The organism is Nocardia sp. NPDC058658 (assembly GCF_042716665.1).
Taxonomy (GTDB): Bacteria; Actinomycetota; Actinomycetes; order Mycobacteriales; family Mycobacteriaceae; genus Nocardia.
In genome coordinates, this window is the sequence record NZ_JBHXRR010000022.1 from 18,734 (window position 1) to 42,885 (window position 24,152).

The following is a 24,152-nucleotide window of genomic DNA, read 5'->3' on the forward strand; positions in this document are numbered from 1 at the left end:
CGTAACCACGGAGGGCGCCCGAGCATGCCGAGAGGACACAGCGTGAGCGAGTCAACGATTCGTATCGGCCTCGTCCTGCCCGACGTGATGGGCACCTACGGCGACGGAGGCAATGCCCTTGTCCTGCGTCAACGCCTGCGCATGCGCGGCTACGACGCCGAGATCATCGACATCACCCTCGCCGATCCCGTCCCGGATTCGTTCGACATCTACACCCTCGGTGGCGCCGAGGACTCCGCGCAGCGCCTGGCCACCCGCCACCTGCAGAAGTACCCCGGCCTGCAACAGGCCGCCGCCAAAGGCGCTCCGGTGCTTGCCATCTGCGCCGCCATCCAGGTGCTCGGCAACTGGTACGAAACCTCGGCGGGCGAAAAGGTCGACGGTGTCAGCCTTTTCGACGTCACCACCTCGCCCCAGAAGATTCGCGCTATCGGTGAGGTGACCACCACCCCCTTGGTCCCCGGCCTCAAAGCCCCCCTCACCGGCTTCGAAAACCACCGCGGCGGAACAACTCTCGGCCCCGACGCCACCCCGCTCGCCCGCGTCACCCGCGGCGTCGGCAACGGCGTCGGCGATGGCACCGAAGGCGTAGTCCAAGGCTCGGTCTTCGGCACCTACCTCCACGGCCCCGCCCTGGCCCGCAACCCCGAACTGGCCGACCTCCTCATCGCCAAGGCCCTCGGCATCCCCACCACCGACCTCGCCCCCCTCGACCTCCCGGAGGTCGAGCGCCTCCGCAAGGAACGCCTGCGCGCCTGAGTCAGCAGCGCAACGAATCGACCTCGTATTGGAGGCAGTACGGGTCGCGGGTGACGAGCGTCAGCTCCTCACAACGAGCCTGGGCGACCAGAATTCGGTCGAACGGGTCACGATGGATCATCGGCAGACGTGCCGCCTCGATCGTATGGCGCGTATCAATAGCGAGCGGCAGGAATCCGCCGCCTACCACCCGCTCGGGTAGGTCGGCGGAACCTGCGAGCTTGCCCGACGCCTGCTTCATCGCGATCTCCCAGACCGACGCCGCACTGACATAGACGTCGGGATCGTGGTCGAGCCGCTCTCGCAGCTCCGGATCGAGCGTCGGGTCGTCGGTCAGCCACCACAGGATCACATGGGTATCGAGCAGCAGGCTCATGCTGTGACGCTGCGCATGCTCGGACGGCCTCCGTGGTCACGCTCCGCTGCCGCCTCCGGCCGTTGACCGCTCATGCGTCGAAGTCGCGCGCGATGTCAGCGTTGGTCTCCGGCGAATCCCAGTCGGCCGACAATTCCAGCCGCCCACGCAGCGAACCACGCCCGGTGCGGTTGACCCGGCGGCTCAACGGCACCACTTTGGCGACCGGAGTTCCAGCACGACTGATCACGATTTCCTCCCCCTGCTCCACCCGCTCGATGATGCGCGACAGGTTGGTCTTCGCGTCGTGAATATTGAACTGTTCCGCCGCGCTGCCTGCCATGAAGCCTCCTTAGCTAAGAGGTTAGTCCGATGGTAGGAGCATGTCCATCGCGCTGTGCCATCCGACCTACCCGGCGGCGACCTCGGTGCGGGACTGGTTGCGGGTGAGGAGCCAGCCGACGAGGGCGGCGAGGGGGAACATCAGGATGCCGTAGACGGCGGCGGGGATGGCCATTTCGGTGCTGTCGAGGACGCTGATCGCGATGGTGATGGCGATGGTGCTGTTGTGGATGCCGACCTCGAACGAGCAGGCGATGGCCTGGCGGTCGGCGACGCCGAGTAGGCGGGGCAGGTAGTAGCCCGCCGTCAGGCTGATCAGGCAGAAGACGACGGTGATGGCGCCGACGTCGGCGAGGGAGTCGGTCAGGGTGTCGTACTCGCTGGCGATGGTGCCGAGGATCACCAGCAGCAGGGTGATCGCCGAGCCGATGCGCACCGGCTTGTCCATCCGGTCCGCGAATTCCGCCGACCAGCGGCGCACCAGCATGCCGAGCCCGACCGGGACGAGCACGATGGCGAATACCTGGATCACCTTGCCGAGCTGCAGACCGACCGAAGCCTCCTCGCCCGCGGGCTCGAAGTAGCCGATGGCGAAGTTGGTCACCAGCGGCACGGTGACGACCGCGATGATCGAATTGACCGCTGTCAGCGACACGTTCAGCGCCACGTCACCACGGAACAGGTGGCTGAACAGGTTCGCGGTGGTTCCGCCGGGCGAGGCGGCGAGCAGCATCATGCCGACCGCGAGAATCGGCGACAGATCGAACAGCAACACCAACCCGAACGCCACCACCGGCAGCACCAGCAACTGGCAGACCAGCGCGATAGCGACGACGCGCGGAGTCTTCGCGATGCGGGCGAAGTCGGCGCCGGTGAGCGAGAGCCCGAGGCCGAACATGATCACCACCAGCGCCAGCGGCAGACCGACAGATACCAATGGAGAGTTCATAGCCACACACTTCTCATCGAGCACTGAAGAGCCGAGGTCTCGGCCCATTGAGACGCGCGGGTCTCAATAATGCAGAGTAGCTAGATGTGACGTTCGTCGCAGCGAAATCGGCAAAGCATTACGGCACCGACGCGGCCGCCTCCGGAGCGGCGGCGTGACTGCCGGTGCACAGCTCGTGGACGAAACGCATCTTCTCCAGGACCCGCTCGGGCAGCACGAAGGGATACAGATCGTCGCGACCCATCGAGCGGTTGACCATGTTCAGCGACCAGGTCAGCGGCAACCAGAGCTCGATGATCTTGTCGAAGCCGGCGCGGCCGATCTGTGGGCGATCCAGCGTCGCGCCCGCCGGAGCGAGGCCGAAGGCCGCGGCGGTGTCGAGGGTGTCGCGGATGTGCAGGTAGTGGGCGAAGGTCTCGGCCCAGTCCTCGGCGGCGTGCATGGTCGCGTAGGAGGAGACGTAGTCGCGTTTCCAGCCGCTGGGCGCGCCCTCGGAGTAGTGGCGGTCCAGTGCCGCCTGGTAGTCGGCGAACGGATCGCCGAACAGTTCCTGGAATCGTTGCAGCGCGGCATCATCGGCGACCAGCACCGAGAAGTAGTAGTGGCCGGTCTCGTGCCGGAAATGCCCGAGCAAGGTGCGGTAGGGCTCGGCCATCTCCTTGCGTAGTTGCTCGCGGTGCGGATCGTCGGCCTCGGCCAGATCGAGAGTGACCACGCCGTTCATATGGCCGGTGAGCACGTCGTCGGTGCGGCTGGACAGCAGGTCGAAGGCCAGGCCGTGCTCGGGATCTTCGTCGCGGCTCACGATCGGCAGGCCGAGTTCCACGAGTTCGAAGATCAAGCGACGTTTGGCGGCCTCCGCGTCGGCGAACTCAGCGAGGCCGTCGGTATCGGCATCGTTGGGCCTGGTCCGGGTGAGCCGGCACGACAGGCACAGTCCGGGGCCGTCGGCATCGCCGTCGACGAGCCAATTGCATTTGGCGATATGGAGGTTGTCGCACAGCCGGAAACGATCACTGTCGACGACACCCGCCACGTGATCGACCGACTCCTCGCTCGGCGGGTCACCGATCACCACCAGTGTGCGTTCGCCCAGGCTGAAACCCAGTGCGCTGCGACAGGACAGGCAAACAGAGTTCTCGAAAGCCAACTGCTGACCGCAATTCGGGCAGACGAAATCGCGCATGTGACTAAACCTCCACCGGGGCTACATCGACCGAGACCTTGATTGTGGACTGCTTCGCGTCGGTGTAGATGATGCCACGTAGCGGCGGTACGTCCTGGTAATCGCGGCCCCAGGCCACGGTGACGTAGCGCTCGTCGGCGAACTGGTCGTTGGTGGGGTCGAAGGCGATCCAGCGGCCGGTGCGGTCGGTCTCGTCGGTGCCGGGCAGCCACACCGCCGCCCAGGCGTGGGTGGCGTCGACACCGACCATGCGTTCCTTGCCGGGGGGCGGGTCGGTGGCGAGGTAGCCGGACACATAGCGAGCGGCCATGCCCTGCGAGCGCAGACAGGCCGCGCCGATCCGGGCGAAGTCCTGGCAGACGCCTTCGCGGGCGGCGAACACGTCGGCCACGCTGGTGCTCACCGTGGTGGAGCCCGAGCGGTACTGGAAGTCGTTGTGGATACGGGTGTTCAGCTCGGTCACGGCTTCGAGCAGTGGTCTGTTCGGCGGAAAACTCTCTGCGGCATAGGCGATCACGTCCGGGGTGATCTCGGGTGGGAGTAGGTCGAGGGTGAACTCGACGGCGAGTGGACCGGTGGCGACGGTGGGACGTGCTGCCTCCCATGGCATGTCGGCGCCAGGCATCGCCGACGGGTGCTCACCGTCGACGTCGACCAGGGATTCGCCGGTCACCTCGAGGTTGCGGTGCTCGGAGGTCACGTGGAAGTACGTCGTGGTGTTGCCGTAGACGTCGGTGCCCACCGAGCGGTCCGAAGGCACCGGGTCGATGTAGATCTCGTGCTCGAGCAGGCGCTGGCCCGGGTACTCGCGGGGAGTGAGGTACGCGCGACCGTAGGAGCTGGTCACCTCGTCGGAGTAGCTGTAGGTGGTGCGGTGCACCACCATGTATCGCCGGGTCATCCGACCAGCCTCGTGTTGCCCCAGAGCGGCTGGATGCCCAGCGGGACAGCGAGTTTGGTGGTCTCGAACGATTCGGACAGCTTGCGTAGGCGCAAGTGCACCCCTTCCAGCAGTTCCACCAGCTCGGTCCGTACGCCGTCGTCGTCGGTATGTTCCAGGTCGGCCGGGTCGACGCGGCGCAGCATGCGCTGGGCGTCGGCGAGCAGCCGTTGCGAACGCGAGGCGCCGGAACCACCCGGCAGCGCCTGGAAGTCGGCCTCGAGCCGGTCGAGCTGATAGATCAGCGACCGTGGATTGCCCGCGTCGAACAGCAGCAGACCGGCCAGCGCGGCCACCCGTGCCGAACCACGGTGGCGGCGACGGTAACTCACCGCCGACTCGGTCGCGGTGAGCACAGCCTCGGCGACAACACTCTGCACCTCCGCGGAGCTCTTGCGCCCCAGCGCGGCATTGATCAGCGACGTCACGGCGAGCCCTCGCTCGATCCGTTTGCCGATATCCATCACGTACCAGCCGGTGTCGCGCACCAGCGACTCCGCGCCGATCCCCGACAGCGACAGCAACGCCGCCAGCGTCTGCGAATGCACCGCCGACAGCGCCGTCTCCTGTTCTGTACTGGCACTGCGGAATTCGGCCAATGCGCGATCGACTGCACCGATGATCATCCAGGTGTCACCGGAGAGCTGATCTCGCACCGCCCGCGCGGCGGACCCGTAATGATCCACCGCGTACGACAGCGACCCCGGCAGCTCGCGATTGCCGGTCAACGAGGCCAAGTACTGGAAGCCCTCCGCCGACGCACCCGCCACCGCGCGCCGGGCGGCTACACCGTCCTGACCACTGGAATCCATTGCACGATGGGTGAATTGCCCCTGCGCCTGCCGAGAGCGCGCGAGGACCGGCTCCGCTTCCGGCTCTGGTATCGGCTCCGCTCCCCGCTCGGGTGTCACACCGGTGGTGCGCAGCGCCCGAGCCAGCGCACTGGTTCCGGCCCGCTCCCACGGCGCCTCCGCCTCTTCGTCCGCGGCGTCGAGCTCCGTCGCCTGGTCGTGCCCTGCCGACTGGCTCTGCCCCGCCGACTGACCCTGCCCTGCCGACTGACCCTGCGCCATCGACTGCGTTGCCGCTGGACCAGCTGGCGAGTCCTGGTTCGCTGCGCTCGTTGATACCTCGTCTGCTGAGGCATCCTCGAATTCCGCTTCACGGGCGGCCGATTCGGCGTCGATCAGCGAATCATCGTGCTCAGCAGCCGGATTCGACTGCCCTGCGGCGGCTTCTTCATCGGATCGCACAGCCACCAACTGACCGATTCCGTTGGGCAGCACCGACGGTGGCGCGATCGTGCCCGTGGTGATCGACAGTGCCCGCATGAGGATCGGCAAGGCTTCCGCGCCGTCGAGCCAAGGGCGGTAGCGGAAGTCCTGGTAGACATCGTGAGTGGCGGCGAGCAACCGCACCACCGATTCGGCACGCTCGCTGTAGCGCCCCATCCAGAACAGGTCGTTGAGCACACGCGGTGAACTGATCGCCTCGACGACCGGCACTCCTCTGCGCAACCGTTCCTCCGGCGGCGCCTCGGCACTCACCGCGGGCACGGTGGCCGGGGCCGCGCGGACCCACACGTCCTTGGCGGCCACCTTGATCACGCTGCGGGTCGGTTCGAGCCGCATGCGCTGCTGACCGAGCCCACCCGCCATCGCCGTGTAGCTACCCCTTCTGGCCAGCGAGAACAGGCGCATGCCCACCGGGGCGGGTGCCAATCCGGCCGGGCCGTCCACCGCGGGCGCGACCGAGAACTCGGCCGGTTCCTGACCGACCCACTTCCACCGTTCGGTCTCGATCCGGGCGGCGAGGTCGGTGCGTTCGGCGGCCGACAGGCTCGGTCCGAAGATCGTCGAGCCGTCGACGGCGGAGCGGATCACCAGGTCACCGACGTGCGAGACCAGGTGCGAGCGCTCGGTGTCGTCGCCGCCCCAGTAGGTGGGTGTGGCGTCGAGCAGCAGGTCCTCGCCGAGGACCGAGCGGGCGATGCGTGGCAGGAACTGGCTCAGCGCCGGCGATTCCAGCAGCCCGCTGCCGAGGGTGTTCACCACCGTCACGGCCCCGCGCCGCAGCACCTCGACCAGTCCGACCACGCCGAGTCGCGAATCGGGTCGCAGGTCCAGCGGGTCGGAGAACTCGGCGTCGACGCGCCGCAGCACCACGTCGACGCGTTCCAAGCTGCCGAGCGAGCGCATCCACAGCGCGCCGTCGCGCACCACCAGATCGGAACTCTCCACCAGCGGGAAACCGAGCATCTGTGCGAGATATGCCTGGTCGAAAGCGGTTTCGGAGTGCGAACCGGGGCTGAGCACCACGACGACCGGCTCCTCCCCGTCGGCCAGCTCCGGTGCCGCTTCCTCGAGCATCAACCGCATGGCCCGCGCGAAGGGGCTCAGTGGTCGCGGCCCCGCGTGCTCGAAGGCTTCGGGGATGGCCTCGGCCACCACGCGACGGTCGGCCAGCGCGTACCCGGCGCCAGAGGGTGCCTGCGCCCAGTCGGCCAGCACGCGGAAGTGCCCGTCGCTCCACCTGCTGATGTCGCAGGCGTGCAGGAACAGCTGGTGGGTGCCGGGGATGGTGATGCCGTGCGCGGCCCGCACGTACCCGGTGTTGCCGAACACCACTTCCGGCGGCAGCAGGCCCGAGTTCAGCAGTCTGCGTGGGCCGTACACATCGGTGAGCACCTCGTCGAGCACGAGTGAGCGCTGAACCAGGCCGGTCTCCAGGCGGGTCCAGTCCTCGGCGGAGACGAGCAGCGGAATCGGGTCGAGGCGCCACGGCTGCGGGATCGCGGTGTCGGTATCGCCGCCGAGACCGACCTCGGTGTAGGTGACACCGTCGTCCTCGATCTGCCTGCGCACCCGGTGATCGATCCGATCGATCCCGCCGATCCCCTGATCGATGAAGTCGGCCGACAGCTCCGACCACATCGACCGCACCCGCCCACGCCCGTCGACGAGTTCGTCGTAGTACCCCGTGGTGGGCCGACCGCACTCGTCGAACCGCGCGCCCGCCTTGCTGTCCGCCCGATACCGCGCGAACTGCTCGGCAACCTGGGCACGCACACCCGTACCCTGCCGATCCCCATCCCTGAGCGCTTCATCGCGCTGAGCCACCGAGCCTCCTGTGTTGATCGCGGCTGGCGCCAAATTGACCGACTATGTACCCCACACTGTTCGCGCGCGGCGTAGGTCCAGGATGCCTGGTGCGCCGACATCGGTCGACTGTGCCGCGATCTTCGCACGGAGTTCGGCGGGATCGGTCGGGTTCACCGTATGTCCGGCGGCCTCGAAACGGCGATTGCGGCGGGACTGGGCGGCGACGGCGTTGACGGGGGCGTCGTCGTAGGCGCGGCCGCCGGGGTGCACGACGTGGTAGGTGCAGCCACCCCGGGAGATGCCGGTCGCCACGTCTACCAGGTCGAACACCAGGGGTGCGTCGACGGTGATCGAGGGGTGCAGGGAGTTCGGGGGCTGCCAGGCGCGGTAGCGCACGCCTGCCACTTGTACGTCGGATTTGTCGGTGGCCAGCAGCGGGACGGGCATCCCGTTGCAGGTCAGGACGTAGCGGCCGCGGTCGGCGCCGACCAGGCGCACCTGGAGGCGTTCCACCGAGGAGTCGACGTAGCGGGCGGTGCCCTGGCCGGTGGTCTGCTCGCCGAGGGTGAGCCACGGTTCGATCGCGCCGCGCAGTTCCAGCTCCGCCTCACCGATCATGGCGGTGCCGATGCGGGGGAAGCGGAATTCGGTGAACGGATCCAGCCAGGCGGTGTCGAAGTCGACGCCCGCCGCACGCAGGTCGGCGGCCACTTCGGCGATGTCGTTCATCAGGAAGTGCGGCAGCAGGTAGCGGCCGTGCAGGTTCGCCCCGTGCCGGATCAGCGGCGCCCGCAACGGCTTGTCCCAGAACATCGCGACCAGGCCCCGCACCAGCAGCGACTGCACCATCGCCATCTGGAAATGCGGCGGCATCTCGAAGCCACGCAGCTCCAGCAGTCCGAGCCGGCCACGCGCGGAGTCGGGGCTGTACAGCTTGTCGATGCAGAACTCGGCGCGGTGGGTGTTGCCGGTGAGATCGGTGAGCAGGTGCCGCAGCGCACGGTCGATATGCCAAGGGGCCGACTGGATTTCGTAAGGGGTCGGTCCCGCGGCCTGCGCGGACAGCCTGGCGACCTCGGCGAAGGCGATCTCGAGTTCGTAGAGCGCGCCCTCACGACCCTCATCGGCGCGGGGCGCCTGCGAGGTCGGGCCGACGAAACGGCCCGCGAACAGGTACGACAGCGCGGGATGCCGCTGCCAGTAGGTGAGCATCGAGACCAGCAGGTCGGGGCGGCGCAGCATCGGCGAACGTGCCGGCGTCACCCCACCGAGGGTGATGTGGTTGCCGCCGCCGGTGCCGCCGTGGGTGCCGTCCACGTCGAACGATTCGGTGCTCAGCCGGGCGAGCCTGGCCTGCTCGTACAGGGTGTTCAGCACCTGCGCCTGCTCGGCGAAGGAGCTGGTCGGCATGATGTTCACCTCGATCACGCCCGGGTCGGGAGTCACCGAAAAGGTGTGCAGCCGTGCGTCACTCGGCGGGGCGTAGCCCTCCAGCACGACCGGCTGTCCGATCGCCACCGCCGCGGCCTCGACCTTGGCGATCAGATCGAGGAAGTCGTCGAGCTCGGTCACCGGCGGCAGGAACACGTGCAGACGCCCCTGCCTGACCTCGGCGACCAGCGCGGTCGTCGGTGTGAAGTCGGCGGACTCCACCGCGGCGGGCGGCTCGACCCGCTCGCCGCGCAATGGCTGCTGGTACAGCGGATCGCTGTCGGGCAGGATCGGCGGCGCGTGCCAGGACACCGATCCGATCGGAAGGCGAAGTCCCGCAGGCGAATCACCGTCGGCCAACACGATTCGGCCGCGACTGTCCTCCGAACGCCCACGCCGCATCTGCCAGTCGGCACTGGCCCAGCCCGCACCGTCGGCCCGCCGGTGAATCGGCAGCACATACGCCGACGGCTGATCGACCGACTCCTCCAGACTCTCGAGCAGTACCCGACGCACCTCGGGCGAATCCTCGGTCGGGTCGATATCGGCCGGCGGCGGATCGCCGTACGGCGCGCTCACCGTCGCCGCCAACCGCGCCAGCGGATCCTCGAACGCGGGCCGCACCTGCTCGTCCGGCAGGCCGAGGGTGCCCGCGATCTCCGCGATCAATGCCTTGGCCGCACCGATATCGGCGGCGGGAGCGCGATCGGGGATCAACCCCGCGGCCGTGTTGATCGGCTGCGAACGAGTCAACTGGATGGGCGGGAAGACCGACTGCGGCGCGCTCCCGGCCCCCTTGTCCTTACGGCCCTTCTTCTTCCCCGATGACTTCCGCTGCTCGGCCTTCTCGGCCGCCTTGGCTGCCTTCTTCGCGTCCTTCTTCGACACCTCGGCCTGCTCAGTCGGGCGAACAGTGCCACCGGGGTCGGCGCCTGCCTGCTGGCTCTCCGCGGTGCGGCGATGTTCGGCGGGGACCAACTCGTCGAGCTCGTCGATCAGCGCCGGTCCTTCGTCGAACTCCACCGAGTCGAGGTCTGCCACGAGTTCGTCGTCGACCCTGTCGAGCAGATCGACGTTGCCGCGCGCATCGTCGTCCTCGGCGAGCCCTAACGCGACAACGGCGGCCGCCACGTCCGCGCCACCGATCCGACGACGCGCATCGAAGACCGCGACCATGTCTGCCGGAGCGACCGGGTCACCCGCGTCGGCGGGCAGATGCGCATCGAGCACCGACGGTGCGTCGATCGGTCCCGGCACGTCCTCGCTCATGTCCGGGCCGGATTCGTCGGCCAGTCCCAGCGCGACAACAGTGGTCGCGACCTCCGGGCCTGCCGGCGCGTATCCACTCTCCGCGACGGGTTTCACCGGCAGCTGCTGCGAAACCGGCGTCCACGGATCGGTGAGCAGGTCCTGCCGCTGCCAGATCGGCACACCGTCGGCCCGCCACGCGATCGCGATCTCCCAGCGGGGCAACGGTTCTCCGGGATACCACTTGCCCTGGCGATATTGCACGATGCCGGTCGGCGCGTAGATCGAGCGAAGGCGGTCGGCGAGGTCGACGGCGCGTTCCCGTTTGTGCGCGCCGTCGGCGTCGGTGGTCCACTGGGCGCTGACCTGGTCGTCGATGGAGACGAACGTCGGCTCGCCGCCCATGGTGAGGCCCACATCGGCCGCGGCCATGCGCTCGTCGATCGCCGCACCGGAGGCGACGATGCGTTCCCACTGAGACTCTGTGTAGGGCAGCGTGACTCGCGGGTCCTCGTGAATCCGGCGAACCACATTGCTGAAATCGAGAGTGGCCTCGGTGATCCCGGTCGCACCGGTGATCGGGGCCGCCGCACCCGGATGCGGGGTGGCGGCGAGGGGAATGTGGCCTTCACCCGCGAACAGCCCGGACGTGGGATCCATCCCGACCCAGCCCGCGCCGGGCAGATACACCTCGGTCCAGGCGTGCAGATCGGTGAAGTCGGCGGTCGGACCCGACGGCCCGTCCAGCGACGGCACATCGGAGGTGAGCTGGACCAGGTAACCGGACACGAACCGCGCGGCCAACCCCAGCTCACGCAGCACACCCACCAGCAACCACGCCGAATCACGGCACGACCCGAGCGCGGTGCGCAAGGTGTGATCGGGCGTCTGCACACCCGCCTCCATGCGCACCGTGTAATCGACCGAATTGCGCAGCGCGTAGTTGAGTTCGACGAGATAGTCGATGACCCTGGTCCGGCCCTTCGGCCGGTGCGCCCGCGCCCAGTCCCGCAGCAACTCCCCCGGACCGCTCCCCGGCCCGTCCTCGTCGACGCGCCGCAGATACGGCGAGAGGTCCTCGGCGAGCGCGGACTCGTACTCGAACGGGAAGAACTCGGCGTAGTCCTCGATGAAGAAGTCGAACGGGTTGACCACCTCGAGGTCGGCGATCAACCCGACCGTGATCGACAACTCCTTCGTCGGGTTCGGAAACACCAGGCGCGCAACGAAATTGCCGAACGCGTCCTGCTGCCAGTTGACGAAGTGCTCGGCCGGCGACACCTCCAGCGAATACGCCTCGATGGGCGTGCGCGAATGCGGCGCGGGACGCAACCGCACCTCATGCGGATGCACCTCGACGAGTCGGTCGAAGGAGTATGCGGTGCGGTGCTCGAGCGACACCTTGATGCCCATTCACCAAGTTGACCACAGACCACCGACACCGCGCGGGGCGAAGAAACCGGAGTTTCCCGTCCGGCACCCCTTTCGAAACACCACGGTAATAGCCGGGGCGGATCACGGGGACCGGACCCATCTCGTCCAGCCGCTAAGCTCACCTTCATGAGCTACGACCACATTTTGCTGCCGTCCGGCGTCGCCAGCTCTGTCGACGAGATCGACGCCTACCTCGCCGCACAGGAAGGCCTCACCGAGTCCGAACCGATCGCCGAGATCGCCGCCGAGCTGAACGCGCGCAATGCCGAACTGCCGGTGGAGGACTCGTTTCTCAGCGTCGACTCGGTCGGTGGCCCCAGCGGCGACACGCTCTACATTCCGTCGCCGTACGACGCCATCGGGTTCGTCCGCAACCTGCTCTTCGACCTCGCCACCCCGCGCGGTTTCGCCGTCTACGATCCGCAGCTGACCTGGCTGATCGACCCGGCAGGCCACATCCCGGTCCACGTCACGCACGGTGGCGCGGGTGAATTCCCGTATCTCACCGAGGAATTGGCGCACCAGTGGGTCGCCGGGCTCGCCGCGCCCAACCCGTACCTCATCGTCGAGCAGGGCGATCAGCGCTACATCCAGACCTACCGCGACCCGAGCGGGCCGTACACCCTCGAATACCGCGACGGCGCCCCCGACCGGCACTTCGGCACGACCCTCGAAGACCCGGCGCAGGTCGCCGACATCATCTGGGACTGGGCCAACGGCAAGCCCGCCGCCGGCGACGGCGTCACCTGGACCCGCGTCGACCTCTGAAGACTGACGAGCCGACGGCACCCAGCCACCGGCCCGTCGGCGCTACAGCGCTCGCCTGCCCGACAGTGCCCGTCCGAGGGTCAGTTCGTCGGCGAATTCCAGGTCGCCACCCATCGGCAGCCCGGAGGCCAACCGCGTGACGCTGAGCCCGGGGAAATCACGCAGCATCCGCACGAGATAGGTGGCCGTCGCCTCGCCCTCGGTGTTCGGGTCGGTCGCGATGATCACCTCGCTCACATCGATGCCGTCCTCCTGGTTACCGATTCGGGTGAGCAGTTGCCTGATCCGCAGCTGATCGGGCCCGACGCCGCTGAGCGGATCGAGCGCACCGCCGAGCACGTGGTAGCGACCACGGAACTCGCGGGTGCGCTCGATCGCCTGCACATCCTTTGGTTCCTCGACCACACAGATCATCGTGCGATCGCGGCGCGGGTCGGCACAGATCCGGCACAGCTCACCGTCGGCGACGGTGCCGCACGACACGCAGAACTGCACGCCGTCGCGCACCTTCTGCAGGGCGGCCTGCAGCCGGTCGATATCCGGCGGCTCCACCGCCAGCAGATGAAAAGCGATGCGCTGTGCGCTCTTCGGACCGACGCCGGGCAGTTTGCCCAACTCGTCGATCAGATCCTGTACCGGCCCCTCATACATCAGAAGTCGGGCAGACCGGGCATCGAACCGCCACCAAGGCCCTGCGACAGCGGGCCGAGACGCTCGGCGGCGAGCTGCTGGGCGTTGTTCATCGCGTCGTTGATCGCCCCGATGACCAGGTCCTGCAGACCGTCGACATCGTCCGGATCGACCACCTTCGGGTCGATCGTCAGCGCGCTCACCTCGCCGCTCACCTTGATCGTGGCCTGCACCAGACCGCCACCGGCCTGACCGGTCACCTCGGTCTCGGCGAGCTCGGCCTGCGCCTGCATCACTGCCTGCTGCATCTGCTGAGCCTGAGCAAGCAAAGCCTGCATATCGAACTGACCATCACCGGGTTGCACAAACACTCCTGTGTTGATTGGCGGCCGGGGCCGCGAGGTTTTCGGCCCTGGGGATTGCCAGCTTAGTCGCGAGGATCGGTTGCCGAGGGGATGGATCCGCTGCGCGTTCGGGCCTACGATCGAGGCAGGTCGGGCAATGGTTCAGCTATCTCTAGGAGATCCGATGAATGCATCCCGTAGGCGCCTGACGTCGGCCCTGTGCGCCGCTGTCGCCGGCCTGCTTGTACTCACACCCGCCGCCGTATCGGCCGATTCTGGAGCCGGGATCGCCGACTACGGGAACGGCTGTGTGCTCGATCCCGGCAATCGGGCGGCGACCATTGATTCGTTGCGCTTCCGGTGCAACGTCACCCAACAGGACCAGATCTACCGCGACTCGTCCGCCGGCGCCATCGCATCGGGCCTCACCAACGGCTGGGTGACCCGCCCGCCGCAACTGGAGGCGGTCGCGCCCGCGCTGTGGATCGGCAAGGTGTTCCGCACCGGACCCGATGGCGGTTCGCTGACCAACCGGGTCACCGGGGCCGGGATCGAGGCGTTCCCGGCCGACGTCTATCGAGCCTCGTCGATCCTCGACGGCAGGCTCGCCTGGGCACTGAACTACGCGCCGTCACCCACCCCGCAGGTCTACGACGAGATCCGCGAGGTCACCCCGGGCGTCTGGTTCGGCTATTCGTGGTGGCGCGAGGGCGCGTGGCCGCTGCTGGCCGCCTTCGTTCTGGCGCCCGCGTAACCATTCCTTGACCCTCCACTGACTGGAGGGTGTTTTCTGGACCCCATGACAGCAACCGTGGCGATCGGCGAGTTCGCCCGCCTCACCCATCTGAGCGTCAAGACGCTGCGGTATTACCACGAGATCGAGCTACTCGAGCCCGCCGCGGTAGACCCGGGCACCGGTTACCGCCGGTATTCCACCGAACAGGTGGAACGGGCCCATCTCATCCGTCGCCTACGCGACCTCGAGATGCCGCTCCCGGAGATCCGCACCGTGCTCGCGGCGGCCGATCCCGCCGAACGTGACACCGCGCTGCGGGCACATCTGATCAGGATGGAGGCGGCCCTGGATCGCACCCGCGAGGTGGTGGTCTCACTGCGCGCCCTGCTCACGGCGCCGCCTCCGCCGATCGAGGTCGACTACCGCACCGAGCCCGCGTTCACGGCTCTCACGGTCACCGACGAGGTCGAGCGCGCCGCCATCGCCGAATGGTGCGGGACGGCTTTCGAGCAGCTGTACACGATCTTGCTCGAAGCCGGCGTCGACCCGGGAGGTGTTGCGGGCGCGACCTATTCGAACGAGTTCTTCACCGAGAGCAACGGCGCGGTCACCGCATATGTGCCGTTGCCGCCGGGCGCCGACTTCGCTCCCGTCCCCGGCTTCACTGTCTCCGACTTCCCCGCCCGCCGCTTCGCCGTGGCCGTGCACGAAGGGGCGTTCGAAGACTTCGACCGCACTTACGGCGCACTCGGCAGCCACGTCGCCGAGCACGGCGCCGCCCTACCCGACCAACCGGTCCGCGAGCGCTACCTCGTCGGCCCGGACAGCACCGACAACCCGGCCACCTACCGCACCGAAGTGTGCTGGCCGATCACCGAAGGAGAGATCTGATGACCATCGCCCTGGCGAATGTGACGTTCGACTGCGACAACGCCGCAGGCCTTGCCGAGTTCTACGCCCAACTGATGGACACGACCGTCGACCCCGGAGCATCGGAGTTCTTCGCGACCGTCGGCAAAGCCGCGGGCGCCACTCCGCTGCTGATGTTCATCAAGGTCGGCGACAAGAACCCCGGCAAGAACGTCGTCCACCTGGACTTCGCGTCCGCGCAGTCACTGGACTACATCGAGCGCGCGATCAGCCTGGGCGCCAAGCACATTGCCGACTTCGACGAGTACGGCATGCAGTGGACAACCCTCGCCGACCCCGAAGGAAATCTCTTCGACGTCGGCAAGGCCTGACCTGCGACCGGCTCAGGCCAGTTCGCGCGAGAGGTTGCCCAGCACCTCGGCCTGGATCTTCTTCAGGCCGAGCGGGGCGAAGATGCCCTCGAAGATGCCGCCGATGCCGCCCGCACCCTTCCAGCTGGTCTCGACGGTGACCTTCGAGCCGGTGCCGTCGGGGGTGACGGTGTAGGTGGTCACCATCGAGGAGTTGGCATCGGTTTCGGTGAGGGTCGAACCCGACACCGTCACGGTCGCGCGCACGTTGCGTGAGCGCTTCTCGGTGGCCTGCAGCGTCCACTCGGCCACGGTGCCCGCACCCTGACCACCCTCGATGACCTTGTAGTCGCGGTAATGCGCGGAAAGAATGCGCGGCCGGATCGTCTCGTAGTCGCCGACCGCCGCAAGCGTGCGCTGCGGATCCGCGGCGACGACGATCGAACTGCTGGCGCTGACCTGTCCCACTGTTGACTCCTTGCTAGAGGTTCGATCGGATTACATCCTGCCCTGTGCCCGAGCGGTTCTCCCGACCAGGTTGGGGCGGCGCGGGAACATGTGCGTGACATTTTGTCGCGTCGCGCAAGTATCCGGTGGCTCGGCGGACGACGTCGTACTAGCGTCAAAGGGGTGGCAGTGAGTCTTTTGGGTAGGGCTGGTCACGAACCGGCCGCACGCGAGTCCGGATACGCCGCGCATCGAGCGGGCGTGGAGCGACTGCTGGAAAGCTATCGCGCCATTCCCGACGGTGCCGTCGTCCGGCTGGCGAAGAAGACATCGAACTTGTTCCGGGCCAGGGCGGCAACCACCGCGCCCGGCCTCGACGTGTCCGGCCTGGGGCAGGTGATCGCGGTGGATCCGCAGGCCCGCACGGCCGACGTGGCGGGCATGACCACCTACGAGGACCTGGTGGCCGCCACCCTCCCCTACGGGCTGGCGCCGCTGGTGGTTCCCCAGCTCAAGACCATCACCCTGGGCGGCGCGGTGACCGGCCTCGGCATCGAATCGACCTCGTTCCGCAACGGTCTCCCCCACGAATCCGTGCTGGAAATGGACATCTTGACCGGCTCCGGCGAGATCATCACCGCGACACCGGACGGCGAGCACGCGGACCTGTTCCACGGGTTCCCCAACTCCTACGGCACCCTCGGATACTCCGTCCGGTTGAAGATCGAGCTCGAACCCGTGCTGCCGTTCGTGGAACTGCGGCACCTGCGCTTCCACGACCTACGTGAACTGGAAACCGCACTCGAACGCATCGTGCTCGAACGCCGCTACGACGGCGAGGATGTCGATTACATCGACGGCGTCGTGTTCAGCGCGGACGAGAGCTACCTGACCCTGGGCCGCAAGACCGACGAGCCCGGCCCGGTCAGCGACTACACCGGTATGGACATCTTCTACCGTTCCCTGCAGCACGCCGACGGGGTGAAACGCGACCGGCTCACCATCCACGACTACCTGTGGCGCTGGGACACCGACTGGTTCTGGTGCTCGCGCGCCTTCGGCGCCCAGAACCCGAAGCTCCGTAAGCTCTGGCCGAAGTCGCACCGGCGCAGCAGTTTCTACTGGAAACTGGTCGCCCTCGATCGCAAGTACCACATCGATGACCGAAGGCAGGCCCGCAAGGGCAACCCCCCGCAGGAACGCGTCGTGCAGGACATCGAGGTGCCGGTGCAGCACACCGCCGACTTCGTCGAATGGTTCCTGCGGGAAATACCGATCGAGCCGATCTGGTTGTGCCCATTGCGCTTGCGTGCGACCGATGACGCCGCGGCCACCGACGGTGCCCGTCCGTGGCCGCTGTACCCGCTCGAACCACAGCGCACCTACGTCAATGTCGGATTCTGGTCGGCGGTGCCGACCAAGCGAGGTCAACCGGAAGGGGCGGCCAACCGCGCCATCGAGAAGATCGTGTCCGCGTTCGACGGACACAAGTCGCTGTACTCGGACTCCTACTACGACGAGGCCGAGTTCGCCGAACTCTACGGCGGCGACACCTATACCGAACTGAAGACCCGTTACGACCCGAACCAACGACTGCTGAATCTGTATTCGAAGGCGGTGCAACGCAAGTGACGACATTCAAGGACCGATCCGAGGTATTGGCAGAGCTGGGCACCCGGCTCAATATCGCCGAGGTCGTCGAAAGCCTGGTTGACGGTGACATCCCCGTCCGCGTCACGGCCTACGACGGCAGCGCCACCGGCCCGGAGGGCGCGCCCTACACCCTCGACATCAAGACCCCGCGGGGCATCAACTACCTGGCAGGCGCTCCCGGAGACCTCGGGATGGCGCGGGCCTACATCGCAGGCGACATGATCGCCGAGGGCGTACATCCCGGCGACCCGTACGACATCTTGAAAGCCATGCAGGACATGAAGTTCCATCGTCCTTCGGCGCTGTCACTGGTCACCATCGCCCGCTCGCTGGGCTGGGAGCGGCTCAAGCCGATCGCGCCCCCGCCGCAGGAGACGCTGCCACGCTGGCGCCGGATCGCGCTGGAAGGGTTGCGCCACTCCAAGACTCGCGATGCCGAGGCGATCCACCACCACTACGACGTCTCCAACAAGTTCTACGAGTACGTCCTCGGCCCCTCGATGACCTACACCTGCGCGGTGTACGGCGACGAGAACTGGACCCTCGAGCAGGCGCAGGAGAACAAGTACCGCTTGATCTTCGACAAGCTACGCCTGAAGGAAGGCGACCGCCTGCTCGACATCGGCTGCGGCTGGGGCGGCATGGTCCGCTACGCGGCCCGCCGAGGCGTGAAGGTGATCGGGGCGACGCTGTCGGCCGAACAGGCCGCCTGGGCCCAGCAGAAGATCGCCGAGGAAGGCCTCGGTGAGTTCGCCGAGGTCAGGCACAGCGACTACCGCGACATCCCCGAGGGCGAGTTCGACGCGGTCTCCTCGATCGGGCTCACCGAGCACATCGGCGTGCACAACTACCCGTTCTACTTCGGCTACATCAAGGACAAGCTGCGGGTGGGCGGCCTGTTCCTCAATCACTGCATCACCCGCCACGACAACACCCGCACCACCAAGGCCGGCGACTTCATCGACCGCTACGTCTTCCCCGACGGCGAGTTGATCGGCTCGGGGCGCATCATCTCCGACATCCAGAACGTCGGCCTCGAAGTGCTGCACGAGGAGAACCTGCGCGAGCACTACGCCCTCACGCTGCACGAATGGTGCAAGAACCTGGTCGCCCACTGGGACGAGGCCGTCGCCGAGGTCGGCGAGGGCACCGCGAAGGTGTGGGGCCTGTACATGGCGGGTTGCCGACTCGGCTTCCAGCGCAACGTGATCCAGCTGCACCACGTGCTCGGCGTGAAACTGGACGAGAACGGAACCTGGGACGTCCCGCTGCGGCCGTGGTGGACGCCGTAGTCTGTCGACCTGTTCTCGGCGCGCCTCCGCCGATGGACTGACCGGAGGGTCCCGGGTTAGAGCCAATGCCGCGCAGTTAACGGATTGTGGTGTCCGTCAAGCGAATCACGTTGTGGCACTGAGAGGCTGACGGAATAGAACAGCGGAACTACTGGTAGAGAGGTTTTGTCCTCCAAGACAAACCATCCACCGGGAGTTCCGCTGTCTGTTCAGTCTGTCATCAAACGTGCATCGACGGTAGCCGAGGGAGTGTTCGCGCCGGGGCATCTGGGCGAGTTGACCCAGATCGTGCCCTTCGAAATGGTGGATGCCGCGTTGGAGTCCGGGCGGGCGGTGCAAACACGGGTACGGGACCTGCCCTCGCGTGTGGTGGTGTATCTGCTGCTGGCTGGGGCGTTGTTCGCCGAGATCGGCTACACCGGGGTGTGGGCGAAACTGGTCGCTGGATTAGAGGGGCTTTCGGTGGCCTCACCGGATTCCTCGGCGTTGTCCCAAGCACGTCGCCGGATCGGGGCCGCTCCGCTGCGGGAGTTGTTCGCCCTGCTCAAAGGCCCGGCAGCGGGTGCCCTGCGGTGGCGAGGAATGCTGGTGTGCGCGGTGGACGGCACCAGCGTCTATGTCGCGGCCAGTCCAGCCAACCTCGCCGCCTATCGCCGCCACAGTGCAGGGCCCAACGGCGATTCCGGCTACCCGATGATGCGGTTGGTGGCGATCGTGGCCTGCGGGACGCGCACGGTGCTCGATGCGGTGTTCGGGCCCGACAGCAGCGGCGAAACCACCTACGCGCCACAACTGTTCACCTGCCTCGGACCCCGCACACTGCTGCTGGCCGACCGCAACTTCGACGCCGCGAAGATCATCGAATCCGCCGCCGCGAACGGCGCTCAACTACTGATCCGCGGCAAACTCACACGCAAGATGGCGATCTTGGCACGGCTGCCCGACGGGTCATGGCTGACCCGCCTCGGCACGGTCGAGCTCCGAATCATCGACGCCGACATCCTCATCACCAGCACCCGTGACGGCGCGGTGACCCGCCGTGTCGAGCACTACCAGTTCCTCACGACGCTGACCGACCACCGCCGCTACCGTGCCGATGACCTGGTCGAGCTCTACCACCAGCGATGGGAAATCGAAACCAGCTACCTGGAACTGAAATCCAGCATCCTCGGCGGCCGGGTGCTACGCGCCCGCTACCCCGAGTTGGTCAACCAAGAGATCTACGCCTTGCTGATCACCTACCAGGTACTACGCACTGCCATCGCTGACACCGCTTTGGCCAGCCCCGCGATCAGCCCCGACCGCGCCAGCTTCACCATCGCCCTCAACACTGCCCGCGACCAAGTCATCCTCGCAGCCGGCGTTATCGCAGACACCGTCGTCGACCTCGTCGGCACGATCGGTCGCGCTGTCCTGGCCGCACCACTACCGTCCCGCCGCGCCCGCGCCTGCCCCCGCATCGTCAAACGCGCTATCTCCAAACACCGCGCCAAAGGCAATATCGACCGCAACGCCTACCGAATCCAAGTCACCATCGAAATCCTTGGCGACGGTTGACGTCGCCCACAATCCGCTAACTGCGCGGCATTGGGGTTAGAGCTGACTCGTCACTCCTGCGACGAAGGAGTGCCCGGAGGGAGGGAAGAGGTGGAGTTAGGCGCCGAGAACCGCGGCGCCAGCCGCCAGAATTACTGCAGTAATTCGTCGAGGAAGTGACCGGGTAGGTCCTGCAGGATCGGGTGTTCTCGGCCGTCATGGGATTGCGTGCGCAATACGTGCAGCAGGCCGACAACACCCGGTCCAGCGTCCAGCAGCGGTCTGGTCCAGCCCAGATCGGCGCAGGTACGCAGGACCGGCAGCACCAGCCCGGTCGCTTCCCCGACCCACCCGGCCGAGGCCAGGCACTCCGCGAGCAGCAGGGTCGCGTCCAATTCCGCACGCGGACGCGCCTGTTCGAGCGTTTTCGCGTAGATCACCCTGGCATGGCGGGCGGCGCGATCGTCGGCGCGCAGCCGCTGTTCGGCCAGCAGGACCCGGATGTCGGCGATGGCGCGCGCCTCGGCGATCAGCGCGGCGGCACCCTTCTTGCTCCGCGCCCCGTTACCCGAAGCATCGGGGGTGAAATTGTCGGCGCCGGTGGGGAACCCGAGCCGGGACCGTTCGGCCCGCACATGGGCGTCCAGGCGCGCCAACCCGTTCTCCGCGGCCACGCGCGCGCCCTCGTCGAGGCGTGCCGAGGCCGTGTACTGGTCACCGAGCGCGGCCTTCACCCTGGCCCCGATCACGAAGGTCGCGATCAGGAAGTCGACGGGGCCGACCCTGGTCACCAGCTCGTGACTCTCGTCGAGGAGCCGATCGGCCATCGCCAGATCGCCACGGCGATAAGCCAATTCACCCAGCAGCGCCGCCGCGACCCGGGCGGCGTCCGAGCGCGGGCCCGCTCTGGCCCGTGCCGTCGCGTACGCCTGCTCGAAACAGGTGGTGGCGACGCCGATATCGAGTTGCTCGTAGGCGGCGTCACCCAGCGCGCAGAGACCGAACACCGGACCGAGCGGGTCCTTCGACTGCGCGTGATATCCGGCGGCCCAGTCCTGCAGCTCGGTCACCGCGTCGAAATCGAACTCGCACAGCCGGACGAACGACATCAGGTTGGCGGCGGTCGACACCGCCCAGGCAGGCAGGTCGCCGGGTTCTTTCAGCACGGCGGCCAGACTGTCGGCCACCTCGGCGGTGTTGTCGTGCGCCACCCGGTCGGCGGCATCCAAGACCGTTGCCACACAGCGCTGTTCGGTCACCTCCGGCTCGCCGGGCGCACTGCGGGCCAGCAGATTGGACAACCTGCCGAGCGCGTTGCGGGCGGTTCCGGTCTGCTGCATGTTCATGTTCGCCCTGGCCACCGCCATCAGCAGCTTCGACCGTGAAGTCACCTGCTGCACAGGCAGTTTCGAGACGCTACCGAGCAGCGTGGCGAGACGGGACCCGTCGATCAGGTCCATGCCGCCGCTTTCGAGCAGGTCAGCGGCGAGTTTGAGATCCGTCGCGGCCACCGCGTGATCCACCGACTTGCGCAGCAGTTGATGCTCGGCATACCAGCGGGCCGCCTTGCGGTGCAACGCTTTCGAACGGCCCGGATGCTCGCGTTCGAGCCGAGCACGCAGGTGTTCGGCGAACAGCGGTTGCATCCGATACCACTCCGGATCGTGCTGGATCCGGTGCAGGAACAGCTCACGCTGCTCCGCCTTCTCCAGCAGCGCCGCTCCATCGTGCACCTCGGCGAGCGCCCCAGCGAGTGAGCCGTTCACCCGCTCGACCACCGAGATCGCCATCAGGAACTCCAGCTGTTCCGGCGCCAGCGCGTCGAGCACGTTCTCGGCCAGGTACTCGCGCATCCCGTGCCCGCCCTCGGCGAGCGAACTCAGCAACTGCGCCGGATCGGACTTCCCGCGCAGCGTCAGGCTCACCAGCTGGATCGCGGCGGGCCACCCGTCGGTCGCGGTGTGGATCTGCTCGACCTGCTCGTCGGTGAGCGCGAAACCGTTGCGCTCCACCAGGATCTGACGAGTCTCCGATTCGGTGAGCCGCAGCGCGGCGGCATCCAGCTCGACAAGTTCGTCGCGCACTCGCAACCTGCTGATCGGCAAACCGGATTGATCGCGACTGGTGATGACGAAACGCACGTGGTGGCAGCCATTGTCGAGCAGTGTCGCCATCGCGCGCTGCACGCCGGGGTCGCGCACGCGGTGCCAGTCGTCCACCACGACCACCACCGGTTGTCCGCTGGCGTGGATCTCGTCGATCAGGGTGGCGATCACGTAAGCGGCCGCGTCGGCGGGACGCTCCTCCAGCACCTGCTCGAGACCCGCGCCGACATCGGGGCGCACCCGGCGGATGGCCTCGATGAGGTGGGCGAGGAACCAGATCTCGCTGTCGTCGTCCTGGTCGACGCCGAGCCAGGCCACCGGGATATCGCGAGTGGCCAGGTCAGCGCGCCACTGGGTGGCGACGGTGCTCTTGCCGAAACCGGCGGGCGCGTGGATCAGCGCGAGTCGCCGCTCGCCGCCTTCGCGCAGCACGTCGAGCAGGCGCTGGCGGGGGAAAGGTTCCCTGGCGGGCGTTGGCGGACGGAATTTGGTGGCGGCAGTCGGCGGCAGGGTTCCGGTGGTCGTGTTCGGCATGGGGACCGAGGCGCCCGCAGGCTGCAGCGTCAGCGGCCAACTGCGGCGGCCGGTAACCGATTGCAGGGCCTCCGGTGCGTCGTCGGTGATCTCCTCGGCGTCGAGCAACGCCATCTCGTCGGGCATCTGGCCGTGGGCGCGTTGCACATCGCGCAGCATCTCGCCGAATTCGTAGGCGCTGGCGGGCCGGTCGGTCGGCTCGGGCGACATGGCCCGTTCGATCACCGCGGCCACGTCGTCAGGGATGTCCTGGGCGCGCAGATCGGGGACGTGCTGGGTGGTGATGCGCAGGAACTGGGCGACCACCTTCTCGCCCGCGTGCCGTTCGAAGGCGGCATGGCCGGTGAGCAGGGCGAACAGGGTCGCGCCGAGGCCGTAAATATCAGACCGCACGGTCGGTTCGTTGCCTCTGAGCACCTCCGGCGCCGTGAAGGCGGGCGACCCGGTGATCAGGCTGCTCGACGTCTGGAAACCGCCGGGAATCCGAGCGATCCCGAAGTCGGTGAGCTGCGGTTCGCCGTAGCCGCTGATCAGCACATTGGCCGGTTTCACGTCCCGGTGCAGAATCCCCGCCCGATGCGCCGACTCGATCGCCGCCGCCAGCTTCACCCCGGCGCGAAGGGTATCCGACCAGGTCAGCGGGCCGCGATCATGGATGAGACGTTCGAGCGAACCGCGCGAGCAGTACGGCATCACGATCAGCGGGAGCCCGGTCTCGGTCACGTCGACGTGCAGAATATCGACGATGTTCGGGTGCCCCGACAGCCTGCCCATCGCCTGTTCCTCGCGCAGGAACCGCTCCCGGCTCTCCACATCGATCTCCGACGACAGCACCTTCACCGCGACGACCCGATCCAGCGCCGGCTGTAAAGCCCGGTACACAACACCGAACCCGCCGCGCCCGATCTCCTTGGCCGCGGTGAGCCCCATCGCGTCCAGCTCCGCGATCACACCCGCGTCGGGCTCCCCCGGTGCCTTCGTCCGCTGCGTATCGAGACCCACCGGCGCCGCCTCGGAGAGCCCGCGCTGCATCCGCGTCGGTTCCGGATCCATGTGACCACCTCTCGAGAAATCGGCGTCACCGGCGTTTCGGTCGGTATGCGGAATCGACTTCACCGCATATATCCAAGCTAGCGCGATCC

The 24,152-nt window shown here is 67.4% G+C and carries 19 protein-coding genes; 8 read left to right on the forward strand and 11 right to left on the reverse strand.

Translation table 11 applies throughout. From position 1 onward, the window contains the following. Positions 1 to 42: 42 nt before the first annotated feature. Positions 43 to 759 carry a type 1 glutamine amidotransferase gene (locus ACFWUP_RS24795; RefSeq protein WP_379238146.1) on the forward strand — a complete coding sequence of 239 codons (717 nt, stop codon included), beginning with the start codon at positions 43 to 45 and terminating at the stop codon, positions 757 to 759. Position 760: 1 nt separating this feature from the next. Here ACFWUP_RS24795 and ACFWUP_RS24800 read toward each other — a convergent pair whose 3' ends face one another. The 7 genes from ACFWUP_RS24800 to ACFWUP_RS24830 form a co-directional block, all read right to left on the reverse strand. Continuing rightward, positions 761 to 1,135 carry a type II toxin-antitoxin system VapC family toxin gene (locus tag ACFWUP_RS24800; protein WP_379238148.1) on the reverse strand — a complete coding sequence of 125 codons (375 nt, stop codon included), beginning with the start codon at positions 1,133 to 1,135 and terminating at the stop codon, positions 761 to 763. A 70-nt stretch (positions 1,136 to 1,205) separates the two neighbouring features. Further along, positions 1,206 to 1,457 carry a type II toxin-antitoxin system Phd/YefM family antitoxin gene (locus ACFWUP_RS24805; RefSeq protein WP_379238149.1) on the reverse strand — a complete coding sequence of 84 codons (252 nt, stop codon included), beginning with the start codon at positions 1,455 to 1,457 and terminating at the stop codon, positions 1,206 to 1,208. Between the two features lie 66 nt (positions 1,458 to 1,523). After that, a complete protein-coding gene (locus ACFWUP_RS24810) occupies positions 1,524 to 2,405 on the reverse strand; it encodes a bile acid:sodium symporter family protein (RefSeq protein WP_379238151.1) in 882 nt (293 codons plus the stop codon). Between the two features lie 118 nt (positions 2,406 to 2,523). Next, positions 2,524 to 3,591 (reverse strand): putative zinc-binding metallopeptidase, encoded by a 1,068-nt coding sequence (locus tag ACFWUP_RS24815; RefSeq protein ID WP_379238153.1) that lies wholly within the window; start codon positions 3,589 to 3,591, stop codon positions 2,524 to 2,526. 4 nt (positions 3,592 to 3,595) lie between these two features. Continuing rightward, positions 3,596 to 4,492 carry a transglutaminase N-terminal domain-containing protein gene (locus ACFWUP_RS24820; protein WP_379238155.1) on the reverse strand — a complete coding sequence of 299 codons (897 nt, stop codon included), beginning with the start codon at positions 4,490 to 4,492 and terminating at the stop codon, positions 3,596 to 3,598. Next, a complete protein-coding gene (locus tag ACFWUP_RS24825; RefSeq protein ID WP_379238157.1) occupies positions 4,489 to 7,599 on the reverse strand; it encodes a circularly permuted type 2 ATP-grasp protein in 3,111 nt (1,036 codons plus the stop codon). Before ACFWUP_RS24825 ends, ACFWUP_RS24820 begins: the two co-directional genes overlap by 4 nt. A 93-nt stretch (positions 7,600 to 7,692) precedes the next feature. After that, positions 7,693 to 11,724: a DUF2126 domain-containing protein gene (locus ACFWUP_RS24830; RefSeq protein WP_379238159.1), complete on the reverse strand. Its 4,032-nt coding sequence runs from the start codon at positions 11,722 to 11,724 to the stop codon at positions 7,693 to 7,695. 147 nt (positions 11,725 to 11,871) lie between these two features. Between ACFWUP_RS24830 and ACFWUP_RS24835 the strand changes: the two genes are divergently transcribed. Beyond that, complete coding sequence (locus ACFWUP_RS24835; RefSeq protein ID WP_379238161.1) at positions 11,872 to 12,513, forward strand: hypothetical protein; 642 nt, start codon at positions 11,872 to 11,874, stop codon at positions 12,511 to 12,513. A gap of 42 nt (positions 12,514 to 12,555) precedes the next feature. Here the strand turns inward: ACFWUP_RS24835 and recR are convergent, their stop codons facing one another. Then, positions 12,556 to 13,164 (reverse strand): recombination mediator RecR, encoded by a 609-nt coding sequence (gene recR / locus ACFWUP_RS24840; RefSeq protein WP_379238163.1) that lies wholly within the window; start codon positions 13,162 to 13,164, stop codon positions 12,556 to 12,558. Continuing rightward, on the reverse strand, positions 13,164 to 13,508 hold the full coding sequence (locus ACFWUP_RS24845; RefSeq protein ID WP_379238165.1) for a YbaB/EbfC family nucleoid-associated protein: 345 nt from the start codon (positions 13,506 to 13,508) through the stop codon (positions 13,164 to 13,166). The genes recR and ACFWUP_RS24845 overlap by 1 nt, the downstream gene beginning before the upstream one ends. A 163-nt stretch (positions 13,509 to 13,671) precedes the next feature. Between ACFWUP_RS24845 and ACFWUP_RS24850 the strand changes: the two genes are divergently transcribed. From ACFWUP_RS24850 to ACFWUP_RS24860, 3 genes are read left to right on the forward strand one after another with little or no spacing between them, the layout of a single operon-like run. Beyond that, positions 13,672 to 14,241, forward strand: coding sequence for a hypothetical protein (locus ACFWUP_RS24850; RefSeq protein ID WP_379238167.1), 570 nt, complete (start codon positions 13,672 to 13,674; stop codon positions 14,239 to 14,241). Between the two features lie 45 nt (positions 14,242 to 14,286). Further along, positions 14,287 to 15,114 (forward strand): MerR family transcriptional regulator, encoded by an 828-nt coding sequence (locus ACFWUP_RS24855; protein WP_379238169.1) that lies wholly within the window; start codon positions 14,287 to 14,289, stop codon positions 15,112 to 15,114. Further along, positions 15,114 to 15,464 carry a VOC family protein gene (locus ACFWUP_RS24860; protein WP_379238171.1) on the forward strand — a complete coding sequence of 117 codons (351 nt, stop codon included), beginning with the start codon at positions 15,114 to 15,116 and terminating at the stop codon, positions 15,462 to 15,464. The genes ACFWUP_RS24855 and ACFWUP_RS24860 overlap by 1 nt, the downstream gene beginning before the upstream one ends. Before the next feature lie 12 nt (positions 15,465 to 15,476). Here ACFWUP_RS24860 and ACFWUP_RS24865 read toward each other — a convergent pair whose 3' ends face one another. Beyond that, positions 15,477 to 15,911: an SRPBCC family protein gene (locus ACFWUP_RS24865; RefSeq protein WP_379238173.1), complete on the reverse strand. Its 435-nt coding sequence runs from the start codon at positions 15,909 to 15,911 to the stop codon at positions 15,477 to 15,479. 168 nt (positions 15,912 to 16,079) lie between these two features. Between ACFWUP_RS24865 and ACFWUP_RS24870 the strand changes: the two genes are divergently transcribed. The 3 genes from ACFWUP_RS24870 (at position 16,080) to ACFWUP_RS24880 (ending at position 20,392) form a co-directional block, all read left to right on the forward strand. Beyond that, entirely contained in the window at positions 16,080 to 17,522 is a 1,443-nt protein-coding gene (locus ACFWUP_RS24870; RefSeq protein WP_379238175.1) for an FAD-binding oxidoreductase, read from the forward strand. Continuing rightward, complete coding sequence (locus ACFWUP_RS24875) at positions 17,519 to 18,835, forward strand: class I SAM-dependent methyltransferase (RefSeq protein WP_379238177.1); 1,317 nt, start codon at positions 17,519 to 17,521, stop codon at positions 18,833 to 18,835. The genes ACFWUP_RS24870 and ACFWUP_RS24875 overlap by 4 nt, the downstream gene beginning before the upstream one ends. Positions 18,836 to 19,084: 249 nt before the next feature. After that, positions 19,085 to 20,392: an IS4 family transposase gene (locus ACFWUP_RS24880; RefSeq protein WP_379238179.1), complete on the forward strand. Its 1,308-nt coding sequence runs from the start codon at positions 19,085 to 19,087 to the stop codon at positions 20,390 to 20,392. 131 nt (positions 20,393 to 20,523) lie between these two features. On the opposite strand, the gene ACFWUP_RS24885 is transcribed toward ACFWUP_RS24880, so the two are convergent. Beyond that, entirely contained in the window at positions 20,524 to 24,063 is a 3,540-nt protein-coding gene (locus ACFWUP_RS24885) for a protein kinase (protein ID WP_379238181.1), read from the reverse strand. Positions 24,064 to 24,152 lie beyond the last annotated feature (89 nt).

Coding starts and splice junctions, on each gene's coding strand:
- ACFWUP_RS24820 (WP_379238155.1), bottom strand. CDS start 4,492: ATGACCCGGCGATACATGGTGGTGCACCGCACCACCTACAGCTACTCC.
- ACFWUP_RS24850 (WP_379238167.1), top strand. CDS start 13,672: ATGAATGCATCCCGTAGGCGCCTGACGTCGGCCCTGTGCGCCGCTGTC.
- ACFWUP_RS24805 (WP_379238149.1), bottom strand. CDS start 1,457: ATGGCAGGCAGCGCGGCGGAACAGTTCAATATTCACGACGCGAAGACC.
- ACFWUP_RS24835 (WP_379238161.1), top strand. CDS start 11,872: ATGAGCTACGACCACATTTTGCTGCCGTCCGGCGTCGCCAGCTCTGTC.
- ACFWUP_RS24830 (WP_379238159.1), bottom strand. CDS start 11,724: ATGGGCATCAAGGTGTCGCTCGAGCACCGCACCGCATACTCCTTCGAC.
- ACFWUP_RS24800 (WP_379238148.1), bottom strand. CDS start 1,135: ATGAGCCTGCTGCTCGATACCCATGTGATCCTGTGGTGGCTGACCGAC.
- ACFWUP_RS24885 (WP_379238181.1), bottom strand. CDS start 24,063: ATGGATCCGGAACCGACGCGGATGCAGCGCGGGCTCTCCGAGGCGGCG.
- ACFWUP_RS24855 (WP_379238169.1), top strand. CDS start 14,287: ATGACAGCAACCGTGGCGATCGGCGAGTTCGCCCGCCTCACCCATCTG.
- ACFWUP_RS24815 (WP_379238153.1), bottom strand. CDS start 3,591: ATGCGCGATTTCGTCTGCCCGAATTGCGGTCAGCAGTTGGCTTTCGAG.
- ACFWUP_RS24860 (WP_379238171.1), top strand. CDS start 15,114: ATGACCATCGCCCTGGCGAATGTGACGTTCGACTGCGACAACGCCGCA.
- recR (WP_379238163.1), bottom strand. CDS start 13,164: ATGTATGAGGGGCCGGTACAGGATCTGATCGACGAGTTGGGCAAACTG.
- ACFWUP_RS24810 (WP_379238151.1), bottom strand. CDS start 2,405: ATGAACTCTCCATTGGTATCTGTCGGTCTGCCGCTGGCGCTGGTGGTG.